This is a genomic window from Arthrobacter sp. Sr24 (genome assembly GCF_054511175.1).
On sequence record NZ_JBTNDB010000014.1, the window covers coordinates 1 to 24,563 of the forward strand.

The window sequence follows — 24,563 nt, forward strand, 5'->3', positions numbered from 1 at the left end:
TTGCCCAGACACGCCAGTGTCCCTCCCCCTGTGGAGAAGAGTCCCCCTCCCGCCGTCGTGCTGCGTGCGGGACCTAACGCAGGCGCATGGTGACCAGGCTGCCCCCTGTCTCTGCCAAGGCGTTGGTGAGCGCGGCAAGTGTCTTCCCGCTGATTGCCACATCGGAGGCCATCGGGGCTGGGAGCACGGTGGTCACCTTGCCGTTCTTAAGGAGGCTGACACCGCTGCCGAATAGCTGGGAGACGTAGACCCTATTGTTTAGGTCCACGGCAATGCCTGTCGGTGCTGACAGTCCTTGGGCCAGCAGTTGCGTGGTGCCACTGTGCAGGTTCATGCGGTATGCCTTGCCCGCGCCTAGATTCTCCCCAGGAACGCCCGGGAGCACCGTGTAGTACAGCCATTGGCCCTTGATTTCAATATCGGTGGGAACCGGCTGGGCCCAGTACGTCAGACCCAGCATGCAGTCCGGGATAACCATGCCCATTTCGGCGCCCAAGGCCACCACGGCGGCGTCAATGACGATGGGCTCAGCTGGCAAAGCTTTCACCAACTTAACCTGCCCCTTGTTGTTGACGTGCAGGATAGCGTTAGCTCCGGCGTCGCCCACGTAGACTCCGCTGGCAACCGGCACCGAGGAGTATGGGTGGGAGAAAAGCTCGCCTAGTTGCTGGAGGTAGGGAGCCTGGGCCAGGCATGCAGCCGAGGCGTTTCGAACACCGTAAACGGTGTTGCCATCAGGATTGTAAGCTCCTTCAAAGACGCTCAGGTCCACAATCTGGGTGCTGTTTCCCCGCTTGTCGAGTTTCATGAGGCGGGCCGGGAGTAATTCTCCACCCGGTTCAGGGCCGGCGCCTTGATCGTTGTTGAAGTAGTAGGTGCTTCCGTGGCGGTAGGACACACCAGCAATTTCCTGCCCCGGGGCGCTGACCAAAACGCTCTTGACGCCCTTGGCAGAGATGCTGGTGAGCTGACCGGCGAATGATTCAGCGACCAGGTAGCTGCCGCGGGGACCGAAAGCGATCCTCAGTGGGCTGATGAGCTGGGAGGCCACCTCGTTGACGGGGGAGGGCTGGCCTGAGCCGTGGTGCCCGCCAGCATGGTTGCCGCGGTGGGTGCCGGGGTAGTGCTCGGAGTTGTTTCCGGAGTGGGCCAGTGCTGGCCCAGCTGTCATGGACATCGCAAATACGCAGGCGGCTGCAATAGCCACAAATCTTGACCTCATAATTAACCCTTGGAAAGGGCCCTGTGATGAAGGGCTGGAGGAAAAACAGGTGCCGTGGCCATGAATGATTCATGGACCCACAACTTATCGGCCTACTAAGGCGAACCGGATCTCTGCCCCCAGCGTCATCATTCCACTTAGCTCAACGGGCCACCGTGGGCCCACCATGAGTCTCTCAACCCTAAATCTCAGGCGCTGAGACGGTCAACAAAGAGTTTTTGCGCTCCTTTAGATCGATGCCAACGACCATAGGGCGCCTTCGGCGATGGAGGCGCCCTATGGTCGAGCTGAACTGGTCGAGTTGGCTGGGAGTGTAGCTACTTACCCGACGTGATGGGGTTCTCCTCGTACTCATTATCGGAGTATTTTTCGTAGTGGTATGAAGTGCTGGAGTAGCTGGCCGAAGTCACGGCGTCGCTGGCCGGGGCCAAAAAGACGCTGCACCAGCTCCTGGTGGAACCGATCATGTAGCTGAAGGTCTCGTCCTTGCCTTCGGTTTCATAGGAACCGGACTTGCAGTCGCCCAATGTGCCGAACACGATCAGTTTCTGGGCCTTGGTGCCATTTTTAGGGTGGGCATCCAAGTAGGCATCAGACATGCCAGCACTCGGCTAGCTCAGCAGGATCGCCCGGGACGATCTTAGTGACCGTGGTGTCAAAGGTGGCTTCCTTATACTCCTCGTCACCCTGATTGCCGGAGTTACTGCGAGTCTTGGCGCTTCTGGGAGTCCTCGCCACCGCGCTCGGCGATAGCGGCGTCCTTGGCGGATGATCCTGAGCTTGGCTGGACGTTGCTTTCGACCGGTTCCGGTGGTGTGCCCGTGCCGCCCAGGCAATCAGTCAGGGCCATGATTCTTCGTCTTGAGTGGGGCTATGAGTGATGTGGTGCGCAGTTTCCACCGCAATTACTAACACGAATAGCGTATCCAGCGGGGTGCGGTCCGCGCGATGGGGACAACTCACCAGGCGGGGCACCACCCCAGAGGAGGGCGCAGAGCGGATATACTTCAAAGCGTGCTTTCTGGACTGGTAATTGTAGATAAACCGCAGGGATGGACCAGCCACGATGTGGTTGGCCGGATGCGAAGGCTTGCAGGGACCCGAAAAGTGGGCCATGCGGGCACCCTGGACCCCATGGCTACGGGAGTTTTGGTGGTGGGCGTCAATAAAGCGACCCGCCTGCTGACGTATATCGTGGGAACCTCCAAAACTTACGAAGCCACCATCAGGCTCGGGGTTGCCACCGTCACCGACGACGCCGAAGGTGAGCTTACCCACACAACCTCCGCCCACGCCGTCACCGACGAAGCCATCGAGGCTGGTATTGCGCCACTGCGCGGGCCCATTGAGCAGGTTCCCAGCAGTGTCAGCGCCATCAAGGTCAACGGCGAGCGAGCCTACGCCCGGGTGCGTTCTGGAGAAGACGTCAAGCTGGCCGCCCGCCCCGTGACCATTCACGAATTCAAGATCCTTGATATCCGCCGCGGTAACCATGAGACGGACGACGGCGGTGTCTGGGTTGACGTGGACGTCACCGTGAGCTGTTCCTCGGGTACCTATATCCGCGCCCTGGCTAGGGATTTGGGAAACAGCCTCGGAGTGGGCGGACACTTGACTGCTCTACGCCGCAGCGCGGTGGGACCGTACACTTTAGATGCGGCGCGCACGCTGGAAGAACTTGCTGATGATCTGCGCATCCTGGACATTGCCGACGCAGCGCGGGCTCTCATGCCCGAACGTGAACTCACAGCGGAGGAAGCCAAGGAGTTGTCCTTTGGTCGGCGCATCCCTGCCAGTGCCGAAGGCTTACACACCGTCGCCGCACCGGCCGCCGCGTTCGCACCCGATGGAACCTTGATTGCCCTGTTGGCGGATGCCGGCAAATATGCCAAGCCTGTCTTAGTCTTCCCGCCGGATCCCGTACCGGCCCAAGCAGAAGCGGCAGCTACTCCAGACGCCGCCCCGGAGCCGAACAAATGACCTTGGACCCGTGGCTGATTAGTGGCATGGTGGTGGGCCTGCTCTCCACCATCGTGTGCATCGTCGCTGCGGTGATGAAGAAGAAGCCGAACGATGTCACGTTACTGGCTCTGGCCGCCGTCGAACTCTTCATTATTATTTATGCCATCGCAGCAGCTGTGCGCCTGTTCAGCGGAGAATCGCTGGCCGGTGCAGGCTGGGAATTCTGGGGCTATGTCTTCACGGTGGCCATGCTGCCGGTGGCCGCCTTCTATTGGGCCATGGTGGAGCGCACCCATTGGTCCAACTACGTTATGGGCGCCGTGGGCATCACCTCGGTGGTCATGCTGGCCCGCATGGGACAGATTTGGTACGGGACTTCCGTCCCCGCGCAGGCACTTAACCCCCTCTTAGGACTATGACTATGCGCCTCACCGGCAACACCAGCAATACCGGCTACACCAGCAATACCGGCAACACAGCCGAGACTTCTGAGCAGATTCCGCACGGACGAACTTCCGGTCCGGGCCGGCTGCTGATCGCGGTGTACGGAATTTTTGCCCTCTCAGCCACGGCCAGGGCAAGCTTTCAGATCGCGACAGCTTTCGCCGATGCCCCGTTGGCCTACTCACTCTCGGCCTTTGCCGCAGTGGTGTACATCGTGGCGACCATCTCCCTGGCTAAGCCCGGTGCCACCTGGGCCAAGATTGCCACGATCTCCATCTGCGTTGAATTGATCGGTGTGTTGGTGGTGGGTGCTTTGAGTTTCCTGGACCCAGCCGACTTTGAGCATGCCAGCGTCTGGAGCAAGTTTGGTCAGGGCTATGGCTACATCCCACTGTTGCTGCCCATCATCGGATTGATCTGGCTTTACCGCAACCGCGATGTGAAGTGAGGTCACGCGAAAGTGTGGCTACCGATCCCGTCCTGAGCGATGGCATTACTACGCTGCGCCGCTTTCATGCCGCAGATGCTGACGCTTTTGCAGCGATCCACCGGGATCCGCTGAACATCCAATGGACCGGGTCCGTGCCCACCATGGACCGGGCTGAGGCCCTTGGATTTATTGACGGGCACATTGCGGAGGGCTGGGAAGCGGGCACCAACCTACGCTTCGCCATTGTTGAGCTTCGTCAAGGAACCCCTCAGGTGGTGGGTACCTTGAGCCTGCAGGACATCCTGTCTACTGCACGTGGCGGAGCGGCCCACGTAGGCATCAAGATGTTGCCAGCAGGCCGCGGTACCACAACGGCGCAGCGAGCCATGGAATTGTTGTGTGGTTACGCCTTCGGAAATCTTGGACTCAGCCATTTGCATTGGGCCTGCACAGCAGGGAACCGGGGGAGCACCTCATTGGCGCATCGCAGCGGGTTTACCTTGGCTGCCCAGATCCCCGGCTACGGTCAGGTCGGTGGCGAAGTGGCCGACGGTCTGGTTTATACCCAGAGTGCTGAGTCCTGGAACCAGCGAGAACTGCGCCTTGAGCGCGAGCCGGAACTGGACCCGGCACCCGTGGTCCCGGTGCTGGCGGGTGGAAAAGTGGTGTTGCGTGCCCTGACCTTGGCCGATGCGCCGGCGTTGGTGGAGAACTGCCGCGATGTGGATGCCGTGCGGTGGACCACTGTCCCACTGAACTACTCCCTAGAGCACGCCGAATATTTCATCAACAACATCACCGTTGATGGCTGGCTCACGGGCCGTACGCTGACCTTCGCTGTTGCCGACACAGCTACCGATCAGTTACTTGGCACCATTGATTTGCAATGCCAGAACCCCGGCGTGGCCTCCATTGGGATCAATATGGCTGCTAAGGCGCGAGGCAGCGGCGCTTCAGAGGCGGCCGTGCGCCTCCTCCTTGATTACGCTTTCAATCAACTTAATCTCAGTTTTGCCCACTGGCACACGATCGTGGAGAACTGGGCCAGTCGGAAACTGGCTTGGAAGTTGGGCTTCAGCTTTGACGGGGAACTCCGTGGCGCCTATAACGATCGAGGTACCCCGGCAGATAGCTGGGTACTCTCATTGGCGGCCGGAGATCCGCAAACACCCCAACAACTCTGGGACGGAGCGAATCGACCGGAGTGACAGCAGCTAAAGGGTAATCTTGAAGTTGCTTGAGACATCAGCGATGGATTCGTGCGCAACCGCCACGTGCCGACAACCTAATGAATGAGGAAATGTAGTGCAGATTTGGAACTCATTAGAAGAAGTTCCCCAGGACTTTGGCCCGTGCGTGGTCACCTTGGGCAACTTTGATGGGCTCCACCGTGGGCACCAGGAAGTGTTGGCCCAAGTGCGTGCCGCAGCACAAGCTCGTGGTGCACAGTCGGTGGCGTTGACCTTCGATCCTCACCCGGCCCTCATTCATCGCCCGGAGACGGCGCCAGATGAGATCATGGGACTGGCTGACAAACTGGCGGCCATGGCCAAACTGGGTCTGGACGGCGTGCTGGTCATGCCATATACGCTGGAATTCGCTGCGCAAACGCCCGAAGAATTTCTCCGTAATGTCTTCGTTGACGGCCTGCGCGCCTGTGCCGTAGTGGTTGGCCACGATGTCCGCTTCGGCAAAGGCAACACAGGGGACCTATCCACCATGGTGGAGCTGGGCGCCCAACTTGGATTCGACGTCGTGGTTGTCAATGATGAAGGCCACGACCGCCGGTGGTCCTCCACCTGGGTGCGCGAGGCGCTCCAAAAGGGAGAAGTGGATACAGCCGGGCAGGTCTTGGGCCGCTCACACACCATGAGCGGAGAGGTAGTGCATGGCGCTGCTCGCGGACGGGAACTGGGATTCCCGACGGCGAACCTCTCAGCCGATGCGTGTGGCATCATCCCCTCTGACGGTGTCTACGCCGGCTGGTTGACCGATGAGAACGGGCACCGCTGGCCCGCAGCGATTTCCGTTGGCTCCAATCCCACCTTCGTGGGGGTCAGTCGCCAAGTTGAGGCCTATGTGATTGACCGGCCCGAAGAGCCCCTCGAAGCCTTCAACCTTTATGGACAGCACGTGGTGGTCGAGTTTGTTCAGCGACTACGGGGAATGGTGGCTTACACAGGTCCGGAGGCGCTCATTGAACAGATGCACCAGGATGTGGATCAGGCCCGCACCATCTTGGCCTGAGTGATTAGTCACCTCGCTTCGACATTGGGCCGCTCTTGGCACTAAACTGAAAGGTGGAATCCTGCTGCAGTCCGTGGTGGCTGGATTTTCCTGTGTGTAGCCCAGTAATGGGCTTCGTTGCAGGTATTTGTTCACGGCACATTCAAGGAGTTACTTGTGGCATTAGACGCCGCTGTAAAGCAAGAAATCATGCAGGCTTTCGCAACTAGCGAAGGCGACACCGGTTCACCTGAGGTTCAGGTTGCAATGCTCTCACGTCGTATCACCGATCTGACCGAGCACTTGAAGATGCACAAGCACGATCACCACACCCGCCGCGGTCTGATGCTCCTGGTTGGTCGCCGTCGTCGTTTGCTCGGTTACCTCAAGGACACCGACATCACCCGCTACCGTACGCTCATCGAGCGCCTCGGCCTGCGCCGCTAGTCTGCGATTCAAGGCGGCTTTCCCATGCCAGGACGCTTGCGTCTTTGCTTCGGGAGGGCCGCCTTTCACAGTGTTTACGCGATTTACTAGGTTTTCAACCAAAATTCACCACTGTGAGAACCGCGCCAGCCATAAAAAGCTGACGCAGTAGTGCAATAGTTATTAATTGCAGTGCAAACCCCTGATTGACAAGGCACATGCGACGCATTCACGCATTCGCGGTCCTCGGTAGTGGCCTCCGGGAAGAAACTCACAACGACGTTTCCTACCCGTGGGCCTCGATCGAAGACCGGGTGTTGTATTTCAGAGCCACAGCAGTATCCGGTGGTGTTCTGAAAAGAACGCGGCACTGTTCCTTGGCAGGGGTTAATAAGAATCATCTACGAAGGAAATGGAGGTGACTCTCATATGGAGGGTCCCGAGATTCAGTATTCAGAAGCCGTCATTGACAACGGCCGCTACGGCAAGCGCGTTATCCGCTTCGAAACCGGACGCCTTGCCCAGCAGGCAGCAGGCGCTGCCACGGTCTACATTGACGAAGACACCGTTCTACTGTCAGCCACCACGGCCGGCAAGCACCCGCGTGAAGGCTTTGACTTCTTCCCGCTGACCGTTGATGTGGAAGAGCGTATGTACGCTGCTGGCCGCATCCCGGGCAGCTTCTTCCGCCGTGAAGGCCGCCCGTCAACGGAAGCCATCTTGGCTTGCCGCCTGATGGACCGCCCGTTGCGTCCGGCATTCGTCAAGGGCCTGCGCAACGAAGTACAGGTCGTTGTTACGGTTCTGGCTATCAACCCCGATGTGCTGTACGACGTGGTTGCGATCAACGCTTCCTCCATGTCTACTCAGCTCTCCGGTTTGCCGTTCTCCGGCCCGATCGGTGGCGTTCGCGTTGCATTGATCGACGACGGTCAGGGCCCCCAGTGGGTTGCCTTCCCGAAGCACTCCGAGCTGGAAAACGCTGTGTTCAACATGGTTGTTGCTGGCAAGATTGCTGGCGATGACGTTGCCATCATGATGGTGGAAGCCGAAGCTACGGACAACTCCTGGAAGCTCATCAAGGAACAGGGCCACCAGGCTCCTACCGAAGAGATCGTTTCCGAGGGCTTGGAGGCTGCAAAGCCGTTCATCAAGGCACTCTGTGAAGCTCAGGCTGACTTGGCTGCCCGCGCCGCCAAGCCCACAGTTGAATTCCCGGTCTTCCTGGACTTCCAGGATGACGCTTACGACGCCGTTGAGAAGGTTGCCGCTACCAAGCTCGCCGCCGTATTCTCCATCGCTGACAAGCAGGAACGCGACAACGCCTCTGACGCTCTGAAGCACGAGACCGTTGCCGCCTTGGCTGGTAGCTTCGAAGGCCGCGAGAAGGAACTCTCCGCAGCTTTCCGCGCCGTCACCAAGCACGTCATCCGCCAGCGCATCCTCACCGAGCAGGTTCGCATTGACGGCCGTGGCCTGACGGACATCCGCCAGCTGACCGCCGAGGTTGAGGTTCTGCCTCGCGTACACGGCTCCGCCATCTTCGAACGCGGCGAGACTCAGATCCTGGGCGTCACCACGTTGAACATGCTCAAGATGGAACAGCAGATTGACTCGCTGAGCCCGGTAACGCGCAAGCGCTACATGCACAACTACAACTTCCCGCCGTACTCCACCGGTGAAACCGGCCGTGTGGGTTCGCCCAAGCGCCGCGAAATCGGTCACGGCGCCTTGGCCGAGCGTGCACTTGTGCCCGTTCTTCCGACGCGTGAGGAATTCCCCTACGCCATCCGCCAGGTCTCCGAGGCACTGAGCTCCAACGGCTCCACCTCCATGGGTTCGGTGTGCGCATCGACTCTGTCGCTGCTCAACGCCGGTGTGCCCTTGAAGGCACCTGTTGCAGGTATCGCCATGGGCTTGGTCTCCGACCAGGTTGACGGTCAGACCCGCTACGCCGCCCTGACCGATATCCTCGGCGCCGAAGATGCTTTCGGCGACATGGACTTCAAGGTGGCCGGTACTTCCGAGTTCGTCACGGCTATCCAGCTGGATACCAAGCTCGACGGCATCCCGGCCTCCGTTTTGGCTGCTGCTCTGAAGCAGGCACGCGAAGCACGCCTGCACATCCTCAGCGTTCTGACCAGCGCCATTGACGTCCCGGATGAGCTCTCTGAGTTCGCTCCGCGCGTCATCGCGGTCAAGATCCCTGTGGATAAGATCGGCGAGGTCATTGGGCCCAAGGGCAAGATGATCAACCAGATCCAGGAAGACACCGGCGCTGACATCTCCATTGAAGATGACGGCACCGTGTACATCGGTGCAACGAACGGTCCGTCAGCTGACGCCGCTCGTTCAGCGATCAACGCCATCGCCAACCCTCAGATTCCTGAAATTGGCGAGCGTTACCTGGGCACAGTTGTCAAGACCACTACGTTCGGTGCGTTCATTTCGCTCACACCGGGCAAGGATGGTCTGCTGCACATCTCCGAGCTCCGCAAGCTGGCCGACGGCAAGCGCGTGGACAACGTAGATGACGTAGTTTCCGTGGGACAGAAGATCCAGGTGGAAATCACCAAGATCGATGACCGCGGCAAGCTCTCACTCTCACCGGTTGTTGCCGGTGACGAGGACGCCGCTGAAGAAGCAGCTACCGAAGGTGCTGCTGAATAATTCATGGCGATTACCCTTTTGCCGCTTCTTAGCGCTGCTGACGGCCACAATGGCAGTGACTCCACCGTAATTTCCGGACAGGCCGGCGGCGCCGTTGTGCGCCGCTCGGTCCTGCCAGGAGGTGTGCGAGTCCTGACAGAGTCCATGCCTGGACAGCGCAGTGCGACAATCGGGTTCTGGGTTGGTGTTGGCTCTCGGGATGAAACCGAGGGCCAACACGGCTCAACCCACTTCCTTGAACACTTGCTGTTCAAGGGAACTAAGCGCCGGACAGCGCTGGAAATAGCGTCCGCCTTTGACGAGGTGGGCGGCGAATCCAACGCTGCAACGGCCAAGGAAAGCACCTGCTACTACGCACGTGTCCTTGATACCGATCTGCCGATGGCCATTGACGTTATTGCCGATATGGTCACCTCTGCCGTGATTGATCCGGAAGAGCTCGAGCAAGAACGCGACGTTATCCTCGAGGAAATCGCCATGGACGGCGATGACCCGACCGACGTTGCGCACGAAAAATTTGTTGCGGCAGTCCTGGGCGAGCACGCCTTGGGGCGTCCCATCGGTGGTACGCCGAAAGCCATTAAGGCTGTTCCCCGGGAATCTGTCTGGGAGCACTACCAAAAGCACTACCGTCCCGAAACGCTGGTCATCACAGCGGCTGGCGGACTCGACCACGACACCGTTTGTTCCTTGGTGCTGGATGCGCTGCGCACCGCTGGCTGGTCGTTGGATGAAGGCGTCGCTCCGGCAGCTCGCCGCTCCAGCAACGGTGTGGAGGTCACTGGAACAGCGGGCTTGCACGTGGTCAACCGCCAAGTGGAACAGGCCAACATCATCTTGGGCTGCCCGTCCTTGCGCGCCACGGACTCCAGGCGTTATGTCATGAGTGTGCTGAACTCCATCCTGGGTGGCGGCATGTCTTCACGTCTGTTCCAGGAAATCCGCGAGAAGCGCGGCCTGGTTTACTCTACGTACTCCTTCGCCTCCTCTTATGCTGACACGGGCTACTTCGGCATGTACGCAGGTTGCTCCCCGGCCAAGGTCGGCCAGGTTGTCGGGCTACTTGAAGCCGAGCTGGACAAGCTGGCTGAACACGGCGTCTCCGAGGATGAGCTGAAGAAGGCCTTGGGTCAGCTCTCGGGTGGAATCGTTCTGGCGCTGGAAGACAGTGGATCGCGCATGTCGCGTCTGGGCCGGGCTGAACTCGTCACGGGCGAGTTCCTAGATATCGATGAATCTCTCGAACGGATTCGCAAGGTTACCGCAGCCGAGGTGCAGGATCTTGCCCGGGAACTGGCAGCATCACCGCGCACCATCACCGTGGTGGGCCCCTTCGAAGAAACCGAAACCTTCGGCCTGACGCTGTAGCGCGTTTCGCTAGGTATCCGCCGAGTCAGACGGAGATGATGGCGCTGTTGGTAGCTATCTGCTGGTGAAGAGCGGCAGAAGTTGCTCCACTACCCGGCTCTTCGGTCCCTCCGCTAACGTAGGTGAGGCAGCCTGCGAGCACCAGACTTGGCTTTTGAGCCTCTCCAAGGGGTTCCTGCTGAGGTCTTGAATGTTGCCGCGCAACTTCTGGCCGCGGAGTGCGGGGCCGATCTTCATCGCCCGCTTTCTCGACTTCATGTCGGTGAAGGAGTCTGGGCTAGCTTGTCTGCCGCCAGAATGCTGGGTAGAAGTGGCACAACAACGGCGCCGATTGTCGTGACTATTCAGGATTGCCTGCCCGCTGAGCGTTTGGAAGTCTTTAACCGCTGTTTTGCGCTCAGTCTGAGGGAACGTGAGTTATTGGAACTGGCAGCCGCAGGTTCGGACACGGCAGTCCTAGCGGATGCGCTGGGAATCAGTAAGTACACGGTTCAGGATACGTTCACATCAATGTTCCTCAAGTGCAATGTTCAGAGCCGCGGAGCGCTTCTACCCCTGGCACTAGGGCCACTGGCTCCGGCCATTTAGATGGCAGTTATCCGCCGGCGAACGGTGGGAGCACGTCAACAACGTCGCCTGGGGACAGCGCCAAGCTCAAATCTCGGGTGGAAACCTCGTTCAGCAGGAAGCTGCATCGGGTCAAAATTTCGGCTAACGGAGGAGTGTGGCTAGAGGCCGACGCCGGAAAGCTCGCCACGAGCAGCTGTGACAAGTCAGCCAGCGTGAACGGTTCTGGACCAGCTAATGTGGCCAGATCTACGGGCTGTTCCTCAACACCTGTGGCTGCGGCGGCCGCGGCAAAGAAACGTACGTGCATGCTCATCCTCCAATAGCACTCATGCTGCGGTCCGGTTGGACAAAATCTGCATCTCCGAGCCCGGGGTGGCCCATGCCGTGAGCTTTTGGCTTGGCCCACATGGCGTCCTGCCAGCGGGCGGTTACGGCGTCGTCGTCGTTCTTGGAATCGCCAGCGCGTAGCAGCTCCAGCAAATCAACTTCGGTCCGGGAGAACAGGCAGCTCATGACCTTGCCTTCGGCCGTGATACGGGTACGGCGGCAGTCGGCGCAGAACGGTTCGGTGACGGAGGCGATGATGCCCACAGTTCCCAGCAGCTCTGGTGACCCGGGACGGCGAACCTCGAAGCGTTCAGCAGGTGCACCATCACGAGACCTCGGGTCCGGAGTCAGCGCAAAATCAGTGGCGATCAGGGCGCGGATTTCGGCGGCGGTGATCATGCCATCGCGAGTCCAGCCGTGATCGGCGTCGAGCGGCATTTGTTCGATGAACCGCAGTTCATAGCCGCGCTCCAGAGACCATTGCAACAACTCCGCCGCGGTGGTGTCATTAATCCCGCGTAACAGGACTGCGTTGATCTTGATGGGCTTGAGGCCTGCGGCAGCAGCTGCTTCAATGCCGGCCTTGACTTGGTCAAGGAACGGGCGGCGGGTTAGCTCTAGGAAGGCATCGTGGCGAAGGGTGTCCATGGAGACGTTGAGGCGCGTCAGCCCGGCGTCGGCCAGTGCCTGTGCTTTCTTGGATAGACCCACGCCGTTGGTAGTCAGCGAGATGGGCAAGTCAGGGTGGTTGTTTCGCAGTCCCGCAATGATTTGGACCAGATCGGCCCTCACTAGCGGCTCGCCACCTGTCAATCGCAGCTCGCGGACACCGAGTCGGTTCACGCCCAGACCCACCAGCCGGACAATCTCGGCGGCTGTCAGGAGCTTATCCTTTTTGAGCCATTCCAAACCGGCTTCAGGCATGCAGTACGTGCAGCGCAGATTGCATTTGTCCGTCAGTGACAAGCGCATGTCCGTTGCCACGCGACCAAATTGGTCCAAGAGGCCCGTTTCGTCGCCGCCAGTCCGGGGCGCACCAAGTCCGGGCGAAACGGGGCGAAGTTCCGGCATGCCCAGTGCCACAGCTTTGGTATCCATTCCTTAACGCTACGCCATCATTGGGTTTTAGGGGCTCACGGCGTTGTGGCCAGCCATGTCAGTTTCGTGGATGTCGACGAAGGTCTTTTCAGCCCAGTCTTGCAGCCTGGCCGAGAGCCAGTTCCACGAATGACTTGGAGAACTCGATATTGCGCAAGATCTTGTCTTTGCGCCGACCGTCGGGAAGGGCCATCGCGGCAGCAATGTCCTTGCGGCTCCACGGCAAAACTTTGCGATTGCCTCCGGCAGCACGCCATCGCCGGTACCACTGTGGTCCGAGAAAGGATGGCCACCAAACGATGGAGAGCATCAGTGGGGCCATGGAAACCCAAAAAGGCACGGTCCACATAGACACCCTGGCCTCTTCCATATTCAGCGCCTCAAAGACCAAGGCAGGCATCACGGTAAGTAGCACCAGAGCAGAACACAACAGCGAAAAAGGGAAGTAGTTTGTTGGACGGTTCCTCAGCCTGGGCGTTGCCGGAGGTGCCACCGTCCATGAACGCCAAGTGCCGCGCAGTGCCATGCAGGCCGGGACAACCAGGGCAACAATCACCAATGAAATGAGCGGGATCCCCATCAGGATGGCGTCGTCATATACCCAGCTGAGGGAACCGGGTAATGGAGCCAATGCAGAAAGAACAGACACACTAGTCAAGGGGGTCAAAACCGGCAGCACTTTCGGTGGGAGGGAAGGTTCAAGAATAACAAACCTGCCCTAGGTGGCGCCGCGGGCATCCCCTAGTCAGGGCAGTCGGCAAAATTCAGCGCGGCCAAAGCCATGCCGATCAAATATTGCCAACGCCGTGCTGGAGATAGACGGTGACCTCGCACAGGCCTCGCGCGGGCCTCGCGCGGGACTCGCCTAGGATGGGTGGAAATGCGGTGCCGCACGGCGCCCGCCGAAAGGATGCCATGCGTAGAACCCTTGCTGAACATCAACGAGCCGTCGAGCAAGTGCTGAGCGATGCGTGGGCGCTTGTGACACGCAACCCTGCAGTCGAGTTGTTGCCGGTGGGGGAGACCCAGGGTCGGGTGTTGGCGGCTGATTTAGTGGCGCCTTTGGATCTGCCACCCTTTGCCAATTCCCAGATGGATGGTTACGCCATCCATGTATCTGATGCCGTCGGCGATCAGTCAAATGCCGTTGATTTGCCAAAATCAACCACATACGTGGTGGCAGAAACGATCGCCGCGGGGGCTGTGCCTGCCCGGCTGGAAGCGAGCACCGCCGCCGCCATCATGACCGGAGCAATGATGCCAGCGGGCGCCAATGCTGTCGTGCCGATCGAGAGGGCCGTACCTGCACACTTTGCCGTTGCGGGTGAGAGCGTCACCTTGCCGTCTACACCCGCCGGCAGCTATGTCAGGCTGCAAGGCAGCGACATTGAATCGGGAAGCTCGGTCATCGCTGCTGGGACGCTCCTGAACCCAGCGCACCTGGGACTTGCTGCGGCCCTTGGACTCACCGAGCTGCCCGTTCGCCGCCGCCTCAAGGCCCTATTGATCAGTACCGGCGATGAAGTCTTGGCTCCGGGGGACCCCGCTGCCGCCGATGGGTTGCCCCTGGGGAAAATCTTTGACGCCAATCAGGCAATGCTCAAAGCCGCGTTGGAGCAGGCCCAGGTTGAGGTATCCCGCCCCGAGCGAGTCAGCGACGACCCTGCCACGCTATGGCAACTCATGGACACCTCGACACGGCGAAGTCATGACGACGGCGAGGGCACAGGCACTGACGACGGCGAGGGCACGGGCACTGGCGACGGCGACGGCACAGGGGGGTCCGCCTACGATCTGTTGATCACCGTGGGTGGAATCAGCGCAGGTGCTTTTGAAGTGGTCAAGCAAGCCGTCGACCTTGCCGGAAGCCGCGCCTCGGTGGACTTTCTATCCGTAGCCATGCAGCCGGGAGGCCCTCAAGGGCTGGGAACAGTGAACGGTGTCCCCTTCATTGGATTCCCCGGTAATCCTGTCAGTTCCTTCGTCTCCTTTGAGATATTCCTGCGCCATGCACTGTCGGCTCTCGTGGGGGCCCCGGCTCCCCGCCAACGGGTGGTGGCTGTGCTGGAAACAGCCATGAGTTCGCCCGCTGGCAAGCACCAGCTCCGACGCGGGATCTATTCGGGTCCCGAGTTCGAATCTGCCCCATCCGTGCGGGAAGTGGGAGGGGAGTCATCACATTTGCTGGGTGCCTTAGCGAACGCCAACGCGCTGATCCACCTCCCCGCAGGTGTCACTGAATTGCAGGCCGGCGCAAAAGTGGAAGTATGGCTGTTGTGACTACACCTCAAACTCCCTCATTGACACACCTGCGCCAGGATGGCACCGCCGCCATGGTGGATGTCTCCGAGAAAGCCGTGACCACCCGCGAAGCAACTGCCACCGGAACCATCAGAACAACCCCTGAGGTGATGGCTCTTCTTGGCTCCGGTGGCCTGCCCAAAGGTGACGCGCTGGCGGTGGCCCGGGTTGCTGGCATCATGGGCGCGAAGAAAACCTCAGATCTGATCGCGCTCTGTCATCCATTGCCCATTTCGAAAGTTACAGTTGATTTCGAGCTTGGCGACTCCGCTGTAACGGTGCTGGCCACCGTGAAAACCCGTGGTGTGACAGGGGTGGAAATGGAGGCGTTGACAGCTGTGTCAGTGGCCGCTCTCAACGTTTATGACATGATCAAAGCCGTGGACAAACACGCCGTCATCTCCGGCATTCAAGTGCTGGCCAAGAGTGGCGGCAAAAGTGGTAGCTGGGTTATCGCCGAAGCTGATGGAGACCAGGCATGAGCGCCTGCGAACCCGTCACCTCCCCGGGCAGCGCAGCGGTGATCATAGCCTCCACCAGGGCAGCGCTGGGAGCCTATGAAGACACCACCGGTCCGGTCATTGTTGACTGGCTTCGTGAACACGGCTTTGAGACCATGGATGCCATCGTGGTTCCGGACGGTGCTCCGGTGGGAGCGGCGTTGCGGGCCGTGCTTACGCAACATCCCGCCGTCGTACTGACCAGTGGTGGGACAGGACTGAGCGCCGATGATCAGACTCCGGAGATGACCTTACCGCTGCTGGAGCGCGAGATTCCGGGCATCATGGAGGCCATGCGCGCGGCCGGACTGGCCAAGACTCCCATGGCTGCCTTGAGCCGAGGCCACGCCGGGCTCGCCGGGAGCACGTTGATTGTGAACTTGCCGGGATCGCCGTCGGGCGTCATGGATGGGCTCGCCGCACTGGATCCGATCATCATGCATGTGTGCGATCAGGTAGCGGGCCGTCATGGACACTAACGTGCAAATTGTGGCCGCATTACTTAGCGCCGAACCCATCTCGGTGGACGCCGCTATTGCCGCCGTCGAATCGGACACAGCAGGCGCCGTGGTCAGCTTCAGCGGCGTGGTGCGAAACCACGACGGCGGAGCATCCGTTGAGCGCCTGAGCTACACCGCCCATCCACTCGCCAAAAAAGTACTCGGAGAGGTGGTGGCGTCCTTGGTTGACAGTGTCAGCGACCCCGATGGACATCCCGTGCGTATCTGGGTCGCACACCGCGTTGGACCACTGGAAATCGGCGAACCCGCCTTGGTGTGCGCTGTGGCGTCCCCACACCGCGCCGAAGCCTTCGAGCTGTGCTCGGCACTGGTGGAACGCATCAAGGCTGAGGTCCCCATTTGGAAGGAACAGTTCTTCAGCGACGGTTCCGTGGAATGGGTCGGTGCAGGGAAGGTCCCCGGCGAGGGAGAGCCCGCCGCAGAGTGACACCGCAGAATCCACCGCGGAAACCGCACCCAGTTACGGAGAAAGTGCAGAACCAGGCGCGGATCAGGGGCTCAGCAAAAACCAGTAGGCTTAAAGCTATGAGTGAAATGCTGAAGGTGGCCGTGCTCGGCGCCAAGGGACGAATGGGAACTGCTGCCGTTGCGGCCATCGACGCCGCACCGGATATGGAATTGGTGGCCGCGTTGGGTCGGGCAGATTCTCTGGAGATACTGCTGGAACGCGGTGCGCAGTTTGTGGTTGACCTCACGGTGCCCGATTCCACCGAAGCCAATATCCACTTTGCCGTTCAGCACGGTATCCATGCCGTGGTTGGCACCACGGGCTGGGATGCCACCCGCCTCGCGTCGTTGGAATCTCTGCTGGCGCAGCACCCTGAAACCGGCGTGCTGATCGCCCCCAACTTCGCCCTGGGTTCGGTTTTGGCCAGCCACTTTGCCGCCAAGGCCGCTAAGTACTTCGACTCGGTAGAGATCATTGAATTGCACCACCCCCGCAAGGTCGACGCACCCTCGGGCACCGCATTGCGCACGGCCCAGCTGATCGCTGCCGCCCGCCGCGAGGCAGGCGTTCCGGACGCCCCTGACGCCACCGAAACCGAGCTCGACGGCGCTCGTGGCGCCAGCGTGGATGGCGTGCCCGTGCACAGCGTCCGCCTCGCCGGATTGGTAGCCCATCAGGAAGTGCTCTTCGGCAGCCACGGCGAGGGACTCACTATCCGGCACGATTCCTACAACCACGAATCCTTCATGCCCGGCGTGCTCCTCGGTGTCCGCACCGTGCAAACCCGCCCTGGACTGACCGTAGGCCTTGACGGCTACCTGGACCTGGAAGGCTAAGACCGTGGCAGAGACAGCGAATACCACCCCGAAGGCAGCGAAAATGAAAATCTCCAAGACTAAAATCTGGGTGGGCCTCATCGCCCTGCTGCTGGTGTTCTACATGGTGGTCATGCTCCAGCGCGCCATTCTCCTGTTGGGGGATTCGGACTGGGTAGCCAAGCTGATCGGTGCCGCCTACCTGGTGATCCCGTTCGTGGCCGCCTGGGCGTTGATCGCCGAGATCATGTTCGGTGCACGCACCGAGAAGATGGCCGGAATTTTGGAAGCCGAAGGCGGCTTGCCTGAGGACAATCTGCCTAGGTCACCCGGTGGGCGGATCGAGCGCGCCGCCGCGGACGCCGAGTTCGGCAAGTACAAGCTCGAGGCCGAGGCCGCGCCGGACGATTGGCGCTCCTGGTTCCGTCTCTCCTGCGCCTACGATGCCGCCGGGGACCGCAAGCGCGCCCGCAAGTCCATGCGCGACGCCATCGCACTGTTCAAACAGGCCTAAGCCGTGCCTCTTGCACATAACCCGGTTGACGGCGTCGAACTCGCCTACGACGTAGTGGGGGAGGGCACGCCCCTGCTCCTGGTCCACGGCAGCGCGCTGAGCAAGGCCATTTGGCGCGGATTCGGCTACACCAAAGCGTTCCGCGATCAGTATCAGGTCATCACCATGGACCTGCGCGGTCACGGCCGCAGCTCCAAACCGGCCATACCGGAGGACTACCGCATGGATACGCTGGTGGCCGATGCCATCGCCGTCCTGGACGCAGCTGGTGCGCAGCAGGCCCACTACGGCGGCTACTCGGTGGGCGCGCGCATGGCTTTCTCCCTCGCCGTCATGGCCCCGGAGCGCCTGCTTTCGATCACCTCGCTGGGCGGCAGTTACCAGATTGAGCCCGGCAGTATTGGGCGGCTTTTCTTTCCCGAGTACGACGGCGCTCTCGCCTCAGGCGGTATGCCCGCCTTTGTTGAGGGTTGGGAAGCGCGGATCGGGCGTCCGCTGGACGCCCAGACCAAGGCTGCCTTCCTCGCCAACGATGGCGCTGCCCTGCGTGCCTACTTCGCTCAGACGCAGGCCGATCCCGCACTTTCAGATGACGCTTTGGCGGCCATCACCACCCCGGCTTTGCTGATGGCCGGAACTGCGGACAAAGGACGGTTTGCTGATTCCCAGCGTGCCGCCGGTCTCATGCCTCAAGGCCGTTTTGTGGAACTGCCCGGCCGCAATCACGGCAACACGCTTTTTCCGGCGCAGGCCGTGCTTGATCAATGGCTGCCGTTCCTGGAATCCCTGCGTTAGCAAGCTACACAGAGTTACCTTGGAGGATGGACACCGTTGCGTGAAAACAGCAAGTAGCAGGTAACGTTTTAGCTATGTCTGCCTCAAAGATTTCACTTCGCCCGTTTGGAACCTTGGTGCCCGCGATGGTCACCCCCTTCACCGCAGACGGTGAAGTGGATTATCAAGGAGCCGGGGAACTGGCCAATAAGCTCGTAGATGAGGGCTGCGACGGCATCCTCGTCACCGGCACTACCGGTGAAACCTCAACGTTGACGGATGAAGAAAACTTGGGCATGTTCCAGGCAGTCATCGACGCCGTGGGTGGGCGCGCCCGCGTCATTGCAGGCACCGGAACCAATGACACTCGTCACTCCATCAGCCTGTCCCAGCGTGCCGCCAAGCTCGCCATCGACGGTCTGCTCCTGGTGACCCCGTATTACAACAAGCCCAGCCAGGCAGGCATTGCGGCCCACTTTGAAGCCGTCACCAACTCCACGGATCTTCCCGTGATGCTCTATGACATCCCCGGCCGCGCTGGTGTTCCCATCACCACTGAAACCATCATCAAGCTGGCAGACCACCCGCAGATTATTGCGCTCAAGGACGCCAAGGCAGACTTCACCGAGACCAGCCGCGTGCTGGCCAACACGGACCTCGATGTGTACTCGGGCGACGACGGACTGACGCTGCCGCTGATGGCCGCCGGCGCCGTCGGACTTGTCAGTGTGAGCGCCCATGCGGCACCCCAGCAGTTCCGCGCCCTCATTGATGCGGCCGCCGCCGGTGACTTTGTCAGCGCACGCGCCATTCACTTCGCGTTGGATCCGGTTATCCGGGCCACCATGGGCCATGTTCAGGGCGCTGTGGCCGTCAAGCAAATTCTTAAGTGGCAGGGAATCCTGTCCAACTCGGTTGTCCGCCTGCCCCTCGTGGAGCCTAGCGACGCCGAGATCGCACTGATCAGAGCTGACCTTGCGGAAGCTGGAATGGAATTCTAAACATGACCCAAATTGCTGAGCCGGGTCTGCAGACCCCGCCGGAATTGGCCCCGGGGACCCTGCGGGTTGTGCCGCTGGGCGGCATCGGCGAGATCGGCCGGAACATGACCGTCATTGAAATGGACGGCAAACTGCTCATCGTCGACTGCGGTGTTCTCTTCCCTGAAGAAGACCAGCCCGGCGTCGATGTCATCCTGCCGGACTTCTCCTACATCAAGGACCGGCTCGATGACGTAGTCGGTGTGGTCCTCACCCACGGTCACGAAGACCACATTGGCGCCGTCCCGTACCTTTTGCGGCTGCGCAACGACATTCCTCTGATTGGCTCGCAGCTGACGCTGGCTTTTGTTGAGGCGAAGCTCATGGAGCACCGGATCAAGCCGTACACGCTGACGGTGAAGGAAGAGCAGGTGGAACAGCTAGGCCCGTTCCAGTGCGAGTTCATTGCTGTCAACCACTCCATCCCGGACGCTCTGGCTGTGTTTATCCGTACGGCGGGTGGCTCCGTGCTGCACACCGGCGACTTCAAGATGGACCAGCTCCCACTCGATGGTCGCATCACGGACCTGCGCCACTTTGCCCGTCTGGGCGAAGAAGGTGTGGACCTGTTCTTGGTGGACTCCACCAACGCCGACGTGCCGGGCTTCACTACCAGTGAAGCCGAGATTGGGCCCACCCTTGAGGCCTTGTTCGGGAAAGCTGACAAGCGCATCATTGTCGCCAGTTTCTCCTCGCATGTGCACCGCGTTCAACAGGTCCTCAACGCCGCTGTTCTGCACGGACGCAAGGTAGCTTTTGTGGGCCGCTCCATGGTTCGCAACATGGGTATCGCCGAGAAGCTGGGCTATTTGCATGTGCCAGCCGACGTCGTGGTGGATCTGAAAAATGTAGACAATCTGCCTGATAACCAGGTGGTGTTGATGTCTACCGGTTCACAGGGCGAGCCCATGGCGGCGTTGTCCCGTATGGCCAACGGCGACCACCAGATTTCCGTGGGCCACGGTGACACCGTGATTCTGGCGTCATCGCTGATCCCTGGCAATGAAAATGCCGTGTTCCGGATCATTAATGGTCTGCTCAAACGCGGCGCCGAGGTGATCCACAAGGGCACCGCCAAGGTGCACGTCTCGGGCCACGCAGCTGCCGGCGAGCTGCTTTACTGCTACAACATTCTGACGCCTAAGAACGTCATGCCGGTGCATGGGGAAACCCGCCACCTGATCGCCAACGCCAAGATCGCCATCTCCTCCGGCGTTCCGGCTGAGAACGTGCTGCTCACCGAAGACGGCTCCGTCATTGATTTGCGGGACGGCGTGGCCCAAATTGTGGGCCAGGTTGAATGCGGCTTTGTCTATGTGGATGGTCACAGCGTTGGAGAGATCACCGACGCCGATTTGAAGGACCGCCGCGTCTTGGGCGATGAGGGCTTCATCTCCATCATCACCGTGGTCAACCGCGCCACCGGCAAGATTGTCTCCGGCCCGGACATCCACGCTCGCGGCGTCGCCGAGGACGACTCCGTCTTTGACGAGATCAAACCCAAGATCGCTGCCGCTTTGGAAGAAGCCGTCATGGCCAACAGCGATCACACCGCACACCAACTCCAGCAAGTGGTGCGCCGGGTCATCGGCACCTGGGTCAACCGAAAGTTGCGCCGCCGCCCCATGATCATCCCCGTGGTCTTGGAGGCCTAACCCAGCATGTGCATGAGTGGCCCGCAGTGGGAATTCCCTACTGCGGGCCACTTTGCTTATACGCACCGCACCCCTGCTGACCTTGCGGCAGTCTAAGAGTGCCGCAAGGTCAGCAGTAGCAGGTTACGTATAGGCAAAGTGCAGTTTTCTTATGCGCATTCAGCTCCGCTGATGCTGCGTATAAACCACGCTCGGGCAGTAGCACTGGTGCGTCGATGTGCCTGCCACCACGGCCTGTTCGGGGGTCAAATCCGTGTGGTTACGGGCCTTGGCAGGTACCGTTAGAGGCATGGCGACTCGTTCTACACCCACCCGTCCGTCCGCTGGTCAGAAGGGCGGCGCATCTTCGCGCGCACCCAAGACCAGCAAGATGCCGGTGCCCCGCAACAAATCAACCGCTGCTGAGCCAGAGGTTCATTTGGTGTGGCCTGTGCGCATGGCAGTCGCCTTCTGGCAGGGTTTTGGCCATTTGGTGGGCGGCGTTGTCCGCCGTATGGGTACGGACAAGAGTCAGATGCCTGCCGAAGAGCGCCGAGATGGCTCGGGTCTGCTGTTCTTTTTGCTGGCGGTACTCATTGCAACCTTCGAATGGTGGGGTCTGAGCGGTACGGCGGCAGACGGGGTGCGCGGTGTCTTCGAAGGCACCTTTGGGTGGTTTGCCGCCCTGCTGCCTCCGATGTTCTTGATCTTTTCAGTGCTGGTTTTCCGTCAGCCCACCAACATGTCCACCAACAATAGGGTGGCGCTAGGTTTCGCCATCATGACGTTGGCTGGCTGCGCCTTGGCGCATGTTCTGGCTGGGAACCCTGATATTTCGGACGGGTTTGAGGGTCTCAGCGCTGCAGGCGGCATGGTGGGTGCCCTCAGCGGTAGCCTCGTGGCTAAATTGGGCAGCATCACGGCCATTATTTTCTTCTCACTAGTGGCGTTCGCCAGCGTTCTCGTCCTAACCAACACCCCTGTCCGGCATATTCCGGCGCGGCTACGAGGTGTCTATGAACAGCTCATGGGCACCGCTCCGGCCACTGCACCGCGCGGTGACGGGCACGATCAAAGCTACCTTTACGAGAATGAAGCTCCAGCGGCTAAGAAGCCTCGCAGTCTGCGCGCCCGGCAGAAGGCAGCCAAGGACGCCGAGGATGAAGCGGATCTGCTCGGCATTGAAGCTTTCGATACCCCGCTCATAGGCGCGGATGAGAGCGAAACCGAGGTGTCGACGTCGTCCGCCCCTGCCGTGCGTCCCGGAGTCCGCCGGCCAACCCGCGACCAGCTTGCAGCAGATAAAATCAAGGCTCGCCAAGGGTTGCCCACCTCCTCAGAGGTGTTCGACATGCAGCAGGAAAACGTCGAACCGGTCACCGAGGCCATCGGCATCGTTGCCGAGAATTCCCCCCGAGAGCCACGTGCAGCGGCTACGGCTGTTGGGGGAGTGTACGACGTCGACGCGGCGGTGGCACGTGCCATTCCTGCCCCGCCGATGGCGCCGCCAACGCCCATCCCGGCACGCTCTGAACAGCTTCAGCTCTCCGGCGATGTCACGTACACGCTGCCGGATTCGGAATACTTGCCGGCTGGCCCTCCCGGCAAGGACGCCACGGCGGCCAATGACGCCGTGGTTGATGCGCTGACCAACACCTTGCAGCAGTTCAATGTTGATGCTGCCGTCACCGGATTTAGCCGTGGGCCCACCGTGACTCGCTACGAAATTGAGCTTGCACCGGGCACCAAGGTGGAGAAGGTCACCGCGCTGAGTAAAAACATTTCCTACGCTGTGGCTTCCTCTGATGTGCGTATCCTCAGCCCCATCCCCGGCAAGAGCGCCATCGGTATTGAAATCCCCAACGCCGACAAGGAAATTGTTGTCTTGGGTGATGTGCTGCGCTCGGCTAATGCCCGCCGCACCGAACACCCCATGGTCATGGGTGTTGGCAAGGACGTTGAGGGTGGCTTTGTGGTGGCCAACTTGGCCAAGATGCCGCACCTGCTCGTGGCCGGTGCTACTGGCGCTGGTAAGTCGTCGTTTGTGAACTCCATGATCGTGTCCATCCTGATGCGCGCCACTCCCGATGAGGTGCGCATGGTCATGGTGGATCCCAAGCGCGTAGAATTGACCGCCTACGAGGGTGTGCCTCACCTGATCACCCCCATCATTACCAACCCGAAGAAAGCCGCCGAAGCCCTGCAGTGGGTTGTGCGCGAAATGGATACGCGGTACGACGATCTAGCCAACTTCGGCTTCAAGCACATTGATGAGTTCAACAAGGCAGTCAAGGCCGGAAACGTGCACCCGCCTGAGGGCTCCAAGCGCGTGGTGCGGCCCTACCCGTACCTTTTGGTCATTGTGGATGAACTTGCTGACCTCATGATGGTGGCCCCGCGCGATGTGGAAGATTCCATTGTGCGTATCACCCAGCTGGCCCGTGCCGCCGGTATCCACTTAGTGCTCGCCACCCAGCGTCCTTCCGTGGACGTGGTGACGGGTCTGATCAAGGCGAACGTGCCTTCGCGGATGGCGTTTGCCACCTCCTCTGTCACCGACTCCCGCGTGGTCCTGGACCAACCTGGTGCTGAAAAGTTGTTGGGCCAGGGTGACGCATTGTTCCTGCCCATGGGTAAGTCAAAGCCTGTGCGTGTGCAGGGTGCGTGGGTGACCGAGGCTGAAATCAAGGCCGTGGTGGATCATGTCAAGGGCCAGCTCAAGGCAACTTACCGGGATGTCATTGCCACCGAGGCTCCCAAGAAGGTCATCGAGGATGACATTGGCGATGACATGGACCTGCTGTTGCAGGCCACCGAACTCGTGGTCACCACACAATTTGGCTCCACGTCCATGCTGCAGCGTAAGCTCCGCGTTGGTTTTGCCAAGGCGGGCCGGCTCATGGACTTGCTGGAGTCCCGCGGCGTGGTGGGACCCTCGGAAGGGTCCAAGGCCCGCGATGTGATGGTCAAGCCGGATGATCTTGCCGAAACTCTGGCTGCCATCCGCGGTGATGGCCCGGTGAGTGCCGAGCCCGGCGCGGAGCCTGTTGCCGCTGATCCGATGACGGCGGCGCTGGCCGAGAACGCCAATGCCAACCATGGATGGGGCGGTGACTTGGTCGCCGATGATCTGGCCAGCCGCCCGCAGGCTGTGGAATATAACGACGGTGATGACAATGATGAAGGAGGCGAGGACGCATGGTCGTTGACCGGACGCTAAGTACGGCAGCGGAAACTCTGTCACCGGCGGATCCATTCCTGCCGCTCAATGCT

Annotated in this window: 25 protein-coding genes; 19 read left to right on the forward strand and 6 right to left on the reverse strand. The window is 60.5% G+C overall.

Annotated elements, in window-relative coordinates:
* Positions 1–73 precede the first annotated feature (73 nt).
* The 3 genes from ACX80D_RS10540 to ACX80D_RS10550 all read right to left on the reverse strand — a co-directional run bounded on the left by ACX80D_RS10540 (position 74) and on the right by ACX80D_RS10550 (position 2,072).
* Entirely contained in the window at positions 74–1,222 is a 1,149-nt protein-coding gene (locus ACX80D_RS10540; RefSeq protein WP_459322620.1) for a ScyD/ScyE family protein, read from the reverse strand.
* Between the two features lie 317 nt (positions 1,223–1,539).
* Positions 1,540–1,821, reverse strand: coding sequence for a hypothetical protein (locus ACX80D_RS10545; protein ID WP_459322621.1), 282 nt, complete (start codon positions 1,819–1,821; stop codon positions 1,540–1,542).
* Between the two features lie 101 nt (positions 1,822–1,922).
* Positions 1,923–2,072: a hypothetical protein gene (locus ACX80D_RS10550; protein ID WP_459322622.1), complete on the reverse strand. Its 150-nt coding sequence runs from the start codon at positions 2,070–2,072 to the stop codon at positions 1,923–1,925.
* A gap of 164 nt (positions 2,073–2,236) precedes the next feature.
* Between ACX80D_RS10550 and truB the strand changes: the two genes are divergently transcribed.
* The 9 genes from truB to ACX80D_RS10595 all read left to right on the forward strand — a co-directional run bounded on the left by truB (position 2,237) and on the right by ACX80D_RS10595 (position 11,336).
* The gene (truB, locus tag ACX80D_RS10555; RefSeq protein WP_459322623.1) at positions 2,237–3,202 is read left to right on the forward strand and encodes a tRNA pseudouridine(55) synthase TruB; all 966 of its coding nucleotides are present in this window, start codon (positions 2,237–2,239) and stop codon (positions 3,200–3,202) included.
* Entirely contained in the window at positions 3,199–3,603 is a 405-nt protein-coding gene (locus tag ACX80D_RS10560) for a hypothetical protein (RefSeq protein WP_459322624.1), read from the forward strand. Before truB ends, ACX80D_RS10560 begins: the two co-directional genes overlap by 4 nt.
* 2 nt (positions 3,604–3,605) lie before the next feature.
* Positions 3,606–4,076 (forward strand): hypothetical protein, encoded by a 471-nt coding sequence (locus ACX80D_RS10565; RefSeq protein WP_459322698.1) that lies wholly within the window; start codon positions 3,606–3,608, stop codon positions 4,074–4,076.
* A gap of 14 nt (positions 4,077–4,090) precedes the next feature.
* On the forward strand, positions 4,091–5,266 hold the full coding sequence (locus ACX80D_RS10570) for a GNAT family N-acetyltransferase (RefSeq protein WP_459322625.1): 1,176 nt from the start codon (positions 4,091–4,093) through the stop codon (positions 5,264–5,266).
* A 97-nt stretch (positions 5,267–5,363) separates the two neighbouring features.
* Positions 5,364–6,305 carry a bifunctional riboflavin kinase/FAD synthetase gene (locus tag ACX80D_RS10575; RefSeq protein WP_459322626.1) on the forward strand — a complete coding sequence of 314 codons (942 nt, stop codon included), beginning with the start codon at positions 5,364–5,366 and terminating at the stop codon, positions 6,303–6,305.
* Positions 6,306–6,461: 156 nt separating this feature from the next.
* Positions 6,462–6,731, forward strand: coding sequence for a 30S ribosomal protein S15 (gene rpsO / locus ACX80D_RS10580; protein ID WP_110104365.1), 270 nt, complete (start codon positions 6,462–6,464; stop codon positions 6,729–6,731).
* A gap of 408 nt (positions 6,732–7,139) precedes the next feature.
* Positions 7,140–9,380, forward strand: a complete 2,241-nt coding sequence (locus tag ACX80D_RS10585) for a polyribonucleotide nucleotidyltransferase (protein ID WP_459322627.1) — start codon at positions 7,140–7,142, stop codon at positions 9,378–9,380.
* 3 nt (positions 9,381–9,383) lie between these two features.
* Positions 9,384–10,748: a M16 family metallopeptidase gene (locus ACX80D_RS10590; RefSeq protein WP_459322628.1), complete on the forward strand. Its 1,365-nt coding sequence runs from the start codon at positions 9,384–9,386 to the stop codon at positions 10,746–10,748.
* A 336-nt stretch (positions 10,749–11,084) separates the two neighbouring features.
* Positions 11,085–11,336: a LuxR C-terminal-related transcriptional regulator gene (locus ACX80D_RS10595; RefSeq protein WP_459322629.1), complete on the forward strand. Its 252-nt coding sequence runs from the start codon at positions 11,085–11,087 to the stop codon at positions 11,334–11,336.
* A 7-nt stretch (positions 11,337–11,343) separates the two neighbouring features.
* Here the strand turns inward: ACX80D_RS10595 and ACX80D_RS10600 are convergent, their stop codons facing one another.
* The 3 genes from ACX80D_RS10600 to ACX80D_RS10610 form a co-directional block, all read right to left on the reverse strand.
* Positions 11,344–11,631 (reverse strand): MoaD/ThiS family protein, encoded by a 288-nt coding sequence (locus tag ACX80D_RS10600; RefSeq protein ID WP_459322630.1) that lies wholly within the window; start codon positions 11,629–11,631, stop codon positions 11,344–11,346.
* Positions 11,628–12,743 carry a GTP 3',8-cyclase MoaA gene (gene moaA, locus ACX80D_RS10605; protein WP_459322631.1) on the reverse strand — a complete coding sequence of 372 codons (1,116 nt, stop codon included), beginning with the start codon at positions 12,741–12,743 and terminating at the stop codon, positions 11,628–11,630. The genes ACX80D_RS10600 and moaA overlap by 4 nt, the downstream gene beginning before the upstream one ends.
* A gap of 88 nt (positions 12,744–12,831) precedes the next feature.
* Positions 12,832–13,392 carry a hypothetical protein gene (locus ACX80D_RS10610; RefSeq protein WP_459322632.1) on the reverse strand — a complete coding sequence of 187 codons (561 nt, stop codon included), beginning with the start codon at positions 13,390–13,392 and terminating at the stop codon, positions 12,832–12,834.
* 266 nt (positions 13,393–13,658) lie between these two features.
* On the opposite strand from ACX80D_RS10610, the gene ACX80D_RS10615 reads away from it, so the two are divergent.
* The 10 genes from ACX80D_RS10615 to ACX80D_RS10660 all read left to right on the forward strand — a co-directional run bounded on the left by ACX80D_RS10615 (position 13,659) and on the right by ACX80D_RS10660 (position 24,510).
* Entirely contained in the window at positions 13,659–15,023 is a 1,365-nt protein-coding gene (locus ACX80D_RS10615) for a molybdopterin molybdotransferase MoeA (RefSeq protein WP_459322633.1), read from the forward strand.
* Positions 15,011–15,526 carry a cyclic pyranopterin monophosphate synthase MoaC gene (gene moaC / locus ACX80D_RS10620; RefSeq protein WP_459322634.1) on the forward strand — a complete coding sequence of 172 codons (516 nt, stop codon included), beginning with the start codon at positions 15,011–15,013 and terminating at the stop codon, positions 15,524–15,526. The genes ACX80D_RS10615 and moaC overlap by 13 nt, the downstream gene beginning before the upstream one ends.
* The gene (locus tag ACX80D_RS10625) at positions 15,523–16,023 is read left to right on the forward strand and encodes a MogA/MoaB family molybdenum cofactor biosynthesis protein (protein ID WP_459322635.1); all 501 of its coding nucleotides are present in this window, start codon (positions 15,523–15,525) and stop codon (positions 16,021–16,023) included. The genes moaC and ACX80D_RS10625 overlap by 4 nt, the downstream gene beginning before the upstream one ends.
* Complete coding sequence (locus tag ACX80D_RS10630) at positions 16,013–16,492, forward strand: molybdenum cofactor biosynthesis protein MoaE (RefSeq protein WP_459322636.1); 480 nt, start codon at positions 16,013–16,015, stop codon at positions 16,490–16,492. The genes ACX80D_RS10625 and ACX80D_RS10630 overlap by 11 nt, the downstream gene beginning before the upstream one ends.
* Positions 16,493–16,590: 98 nt before the next feature.
* Positions 16,591–17,349, forward strand: a complete 759-nt coding sequence (dapB, locus tag ACX80D_RS10635) for a 4-hydroxy-tetrahydrodipicolinate reductase (RefSeq protein WP_459322637.1) — start codon at positions 16,591–16,593, stop codon at positions 17,347–17,349.
* 43 nt (positions 17,350–17,392) lie between these two features.
* Positions 17,393–17,842 carry a hypothetical protein gene (locus tag ACX80D_RS10640; protein WP_459322699.1) on the forward strand — a complete coding sequence of 150 codons (450 nt, stop codon included), beginning with the start codon at positions 17,393–17,395 and terminating at the stop codon, positions 17,840–17,842.
* A 3-nt stretch (positions 17,843–17,845) separates the two neighbouring features.
* Positions 17,846–18,637, forward strand: coding sequence for an alpha/beta fold hydrolase (locus ACX80D_RS10645; RefSeq protein WP_459322638.1), 792 nt, complete (start codon positions 17,846–17,848; stop codon positions 18,635–18,637).
* A 74-nt stretch (positions 18,638–18,711) separates the two neighbouring features.
* Positions 18,712–19,617 carry a 4-hydroxy-tetrahydrodipicolinate synthase gene (gene dapA, locus ACX80D_RS10650; protein ID WP_459322639.1) on the forward strand — a complete coding sequence of 302 codons (906 nt, stop codon included), beginning with the start codon at positions 18,712–18,714 and terminating at the stop codon, positions 19,615–19,617.
* A gap of 2 nt (positions 19,618–19,619) precedes the next feature.
* Complete coding sequence (locus ACX80D_RS10655) at positions 19,620–21,311, forward strand: ribonuclease J (RefSeq protein ID WP_459322640.1); 1,692 nt, start codon at positions 19,620–19,622, stop codon at positions 21,309–21,311.
* 289 nt (positions 21,312–21,600) lie between these two features.
* Complete coding sequence (locus ACX80D_RS10660; protein WP_459322641.1) at positions 21,601–24,510, forward strand: FtsK/SpoIIIE family DNA translocase; 2,910 nt, start codon at positions 21,601–21,603, stop codon at positions 24,508–24,510.
* The last annotated feature ends 53 nt before the right edge of the window (positions 24,511–24,563 follow it).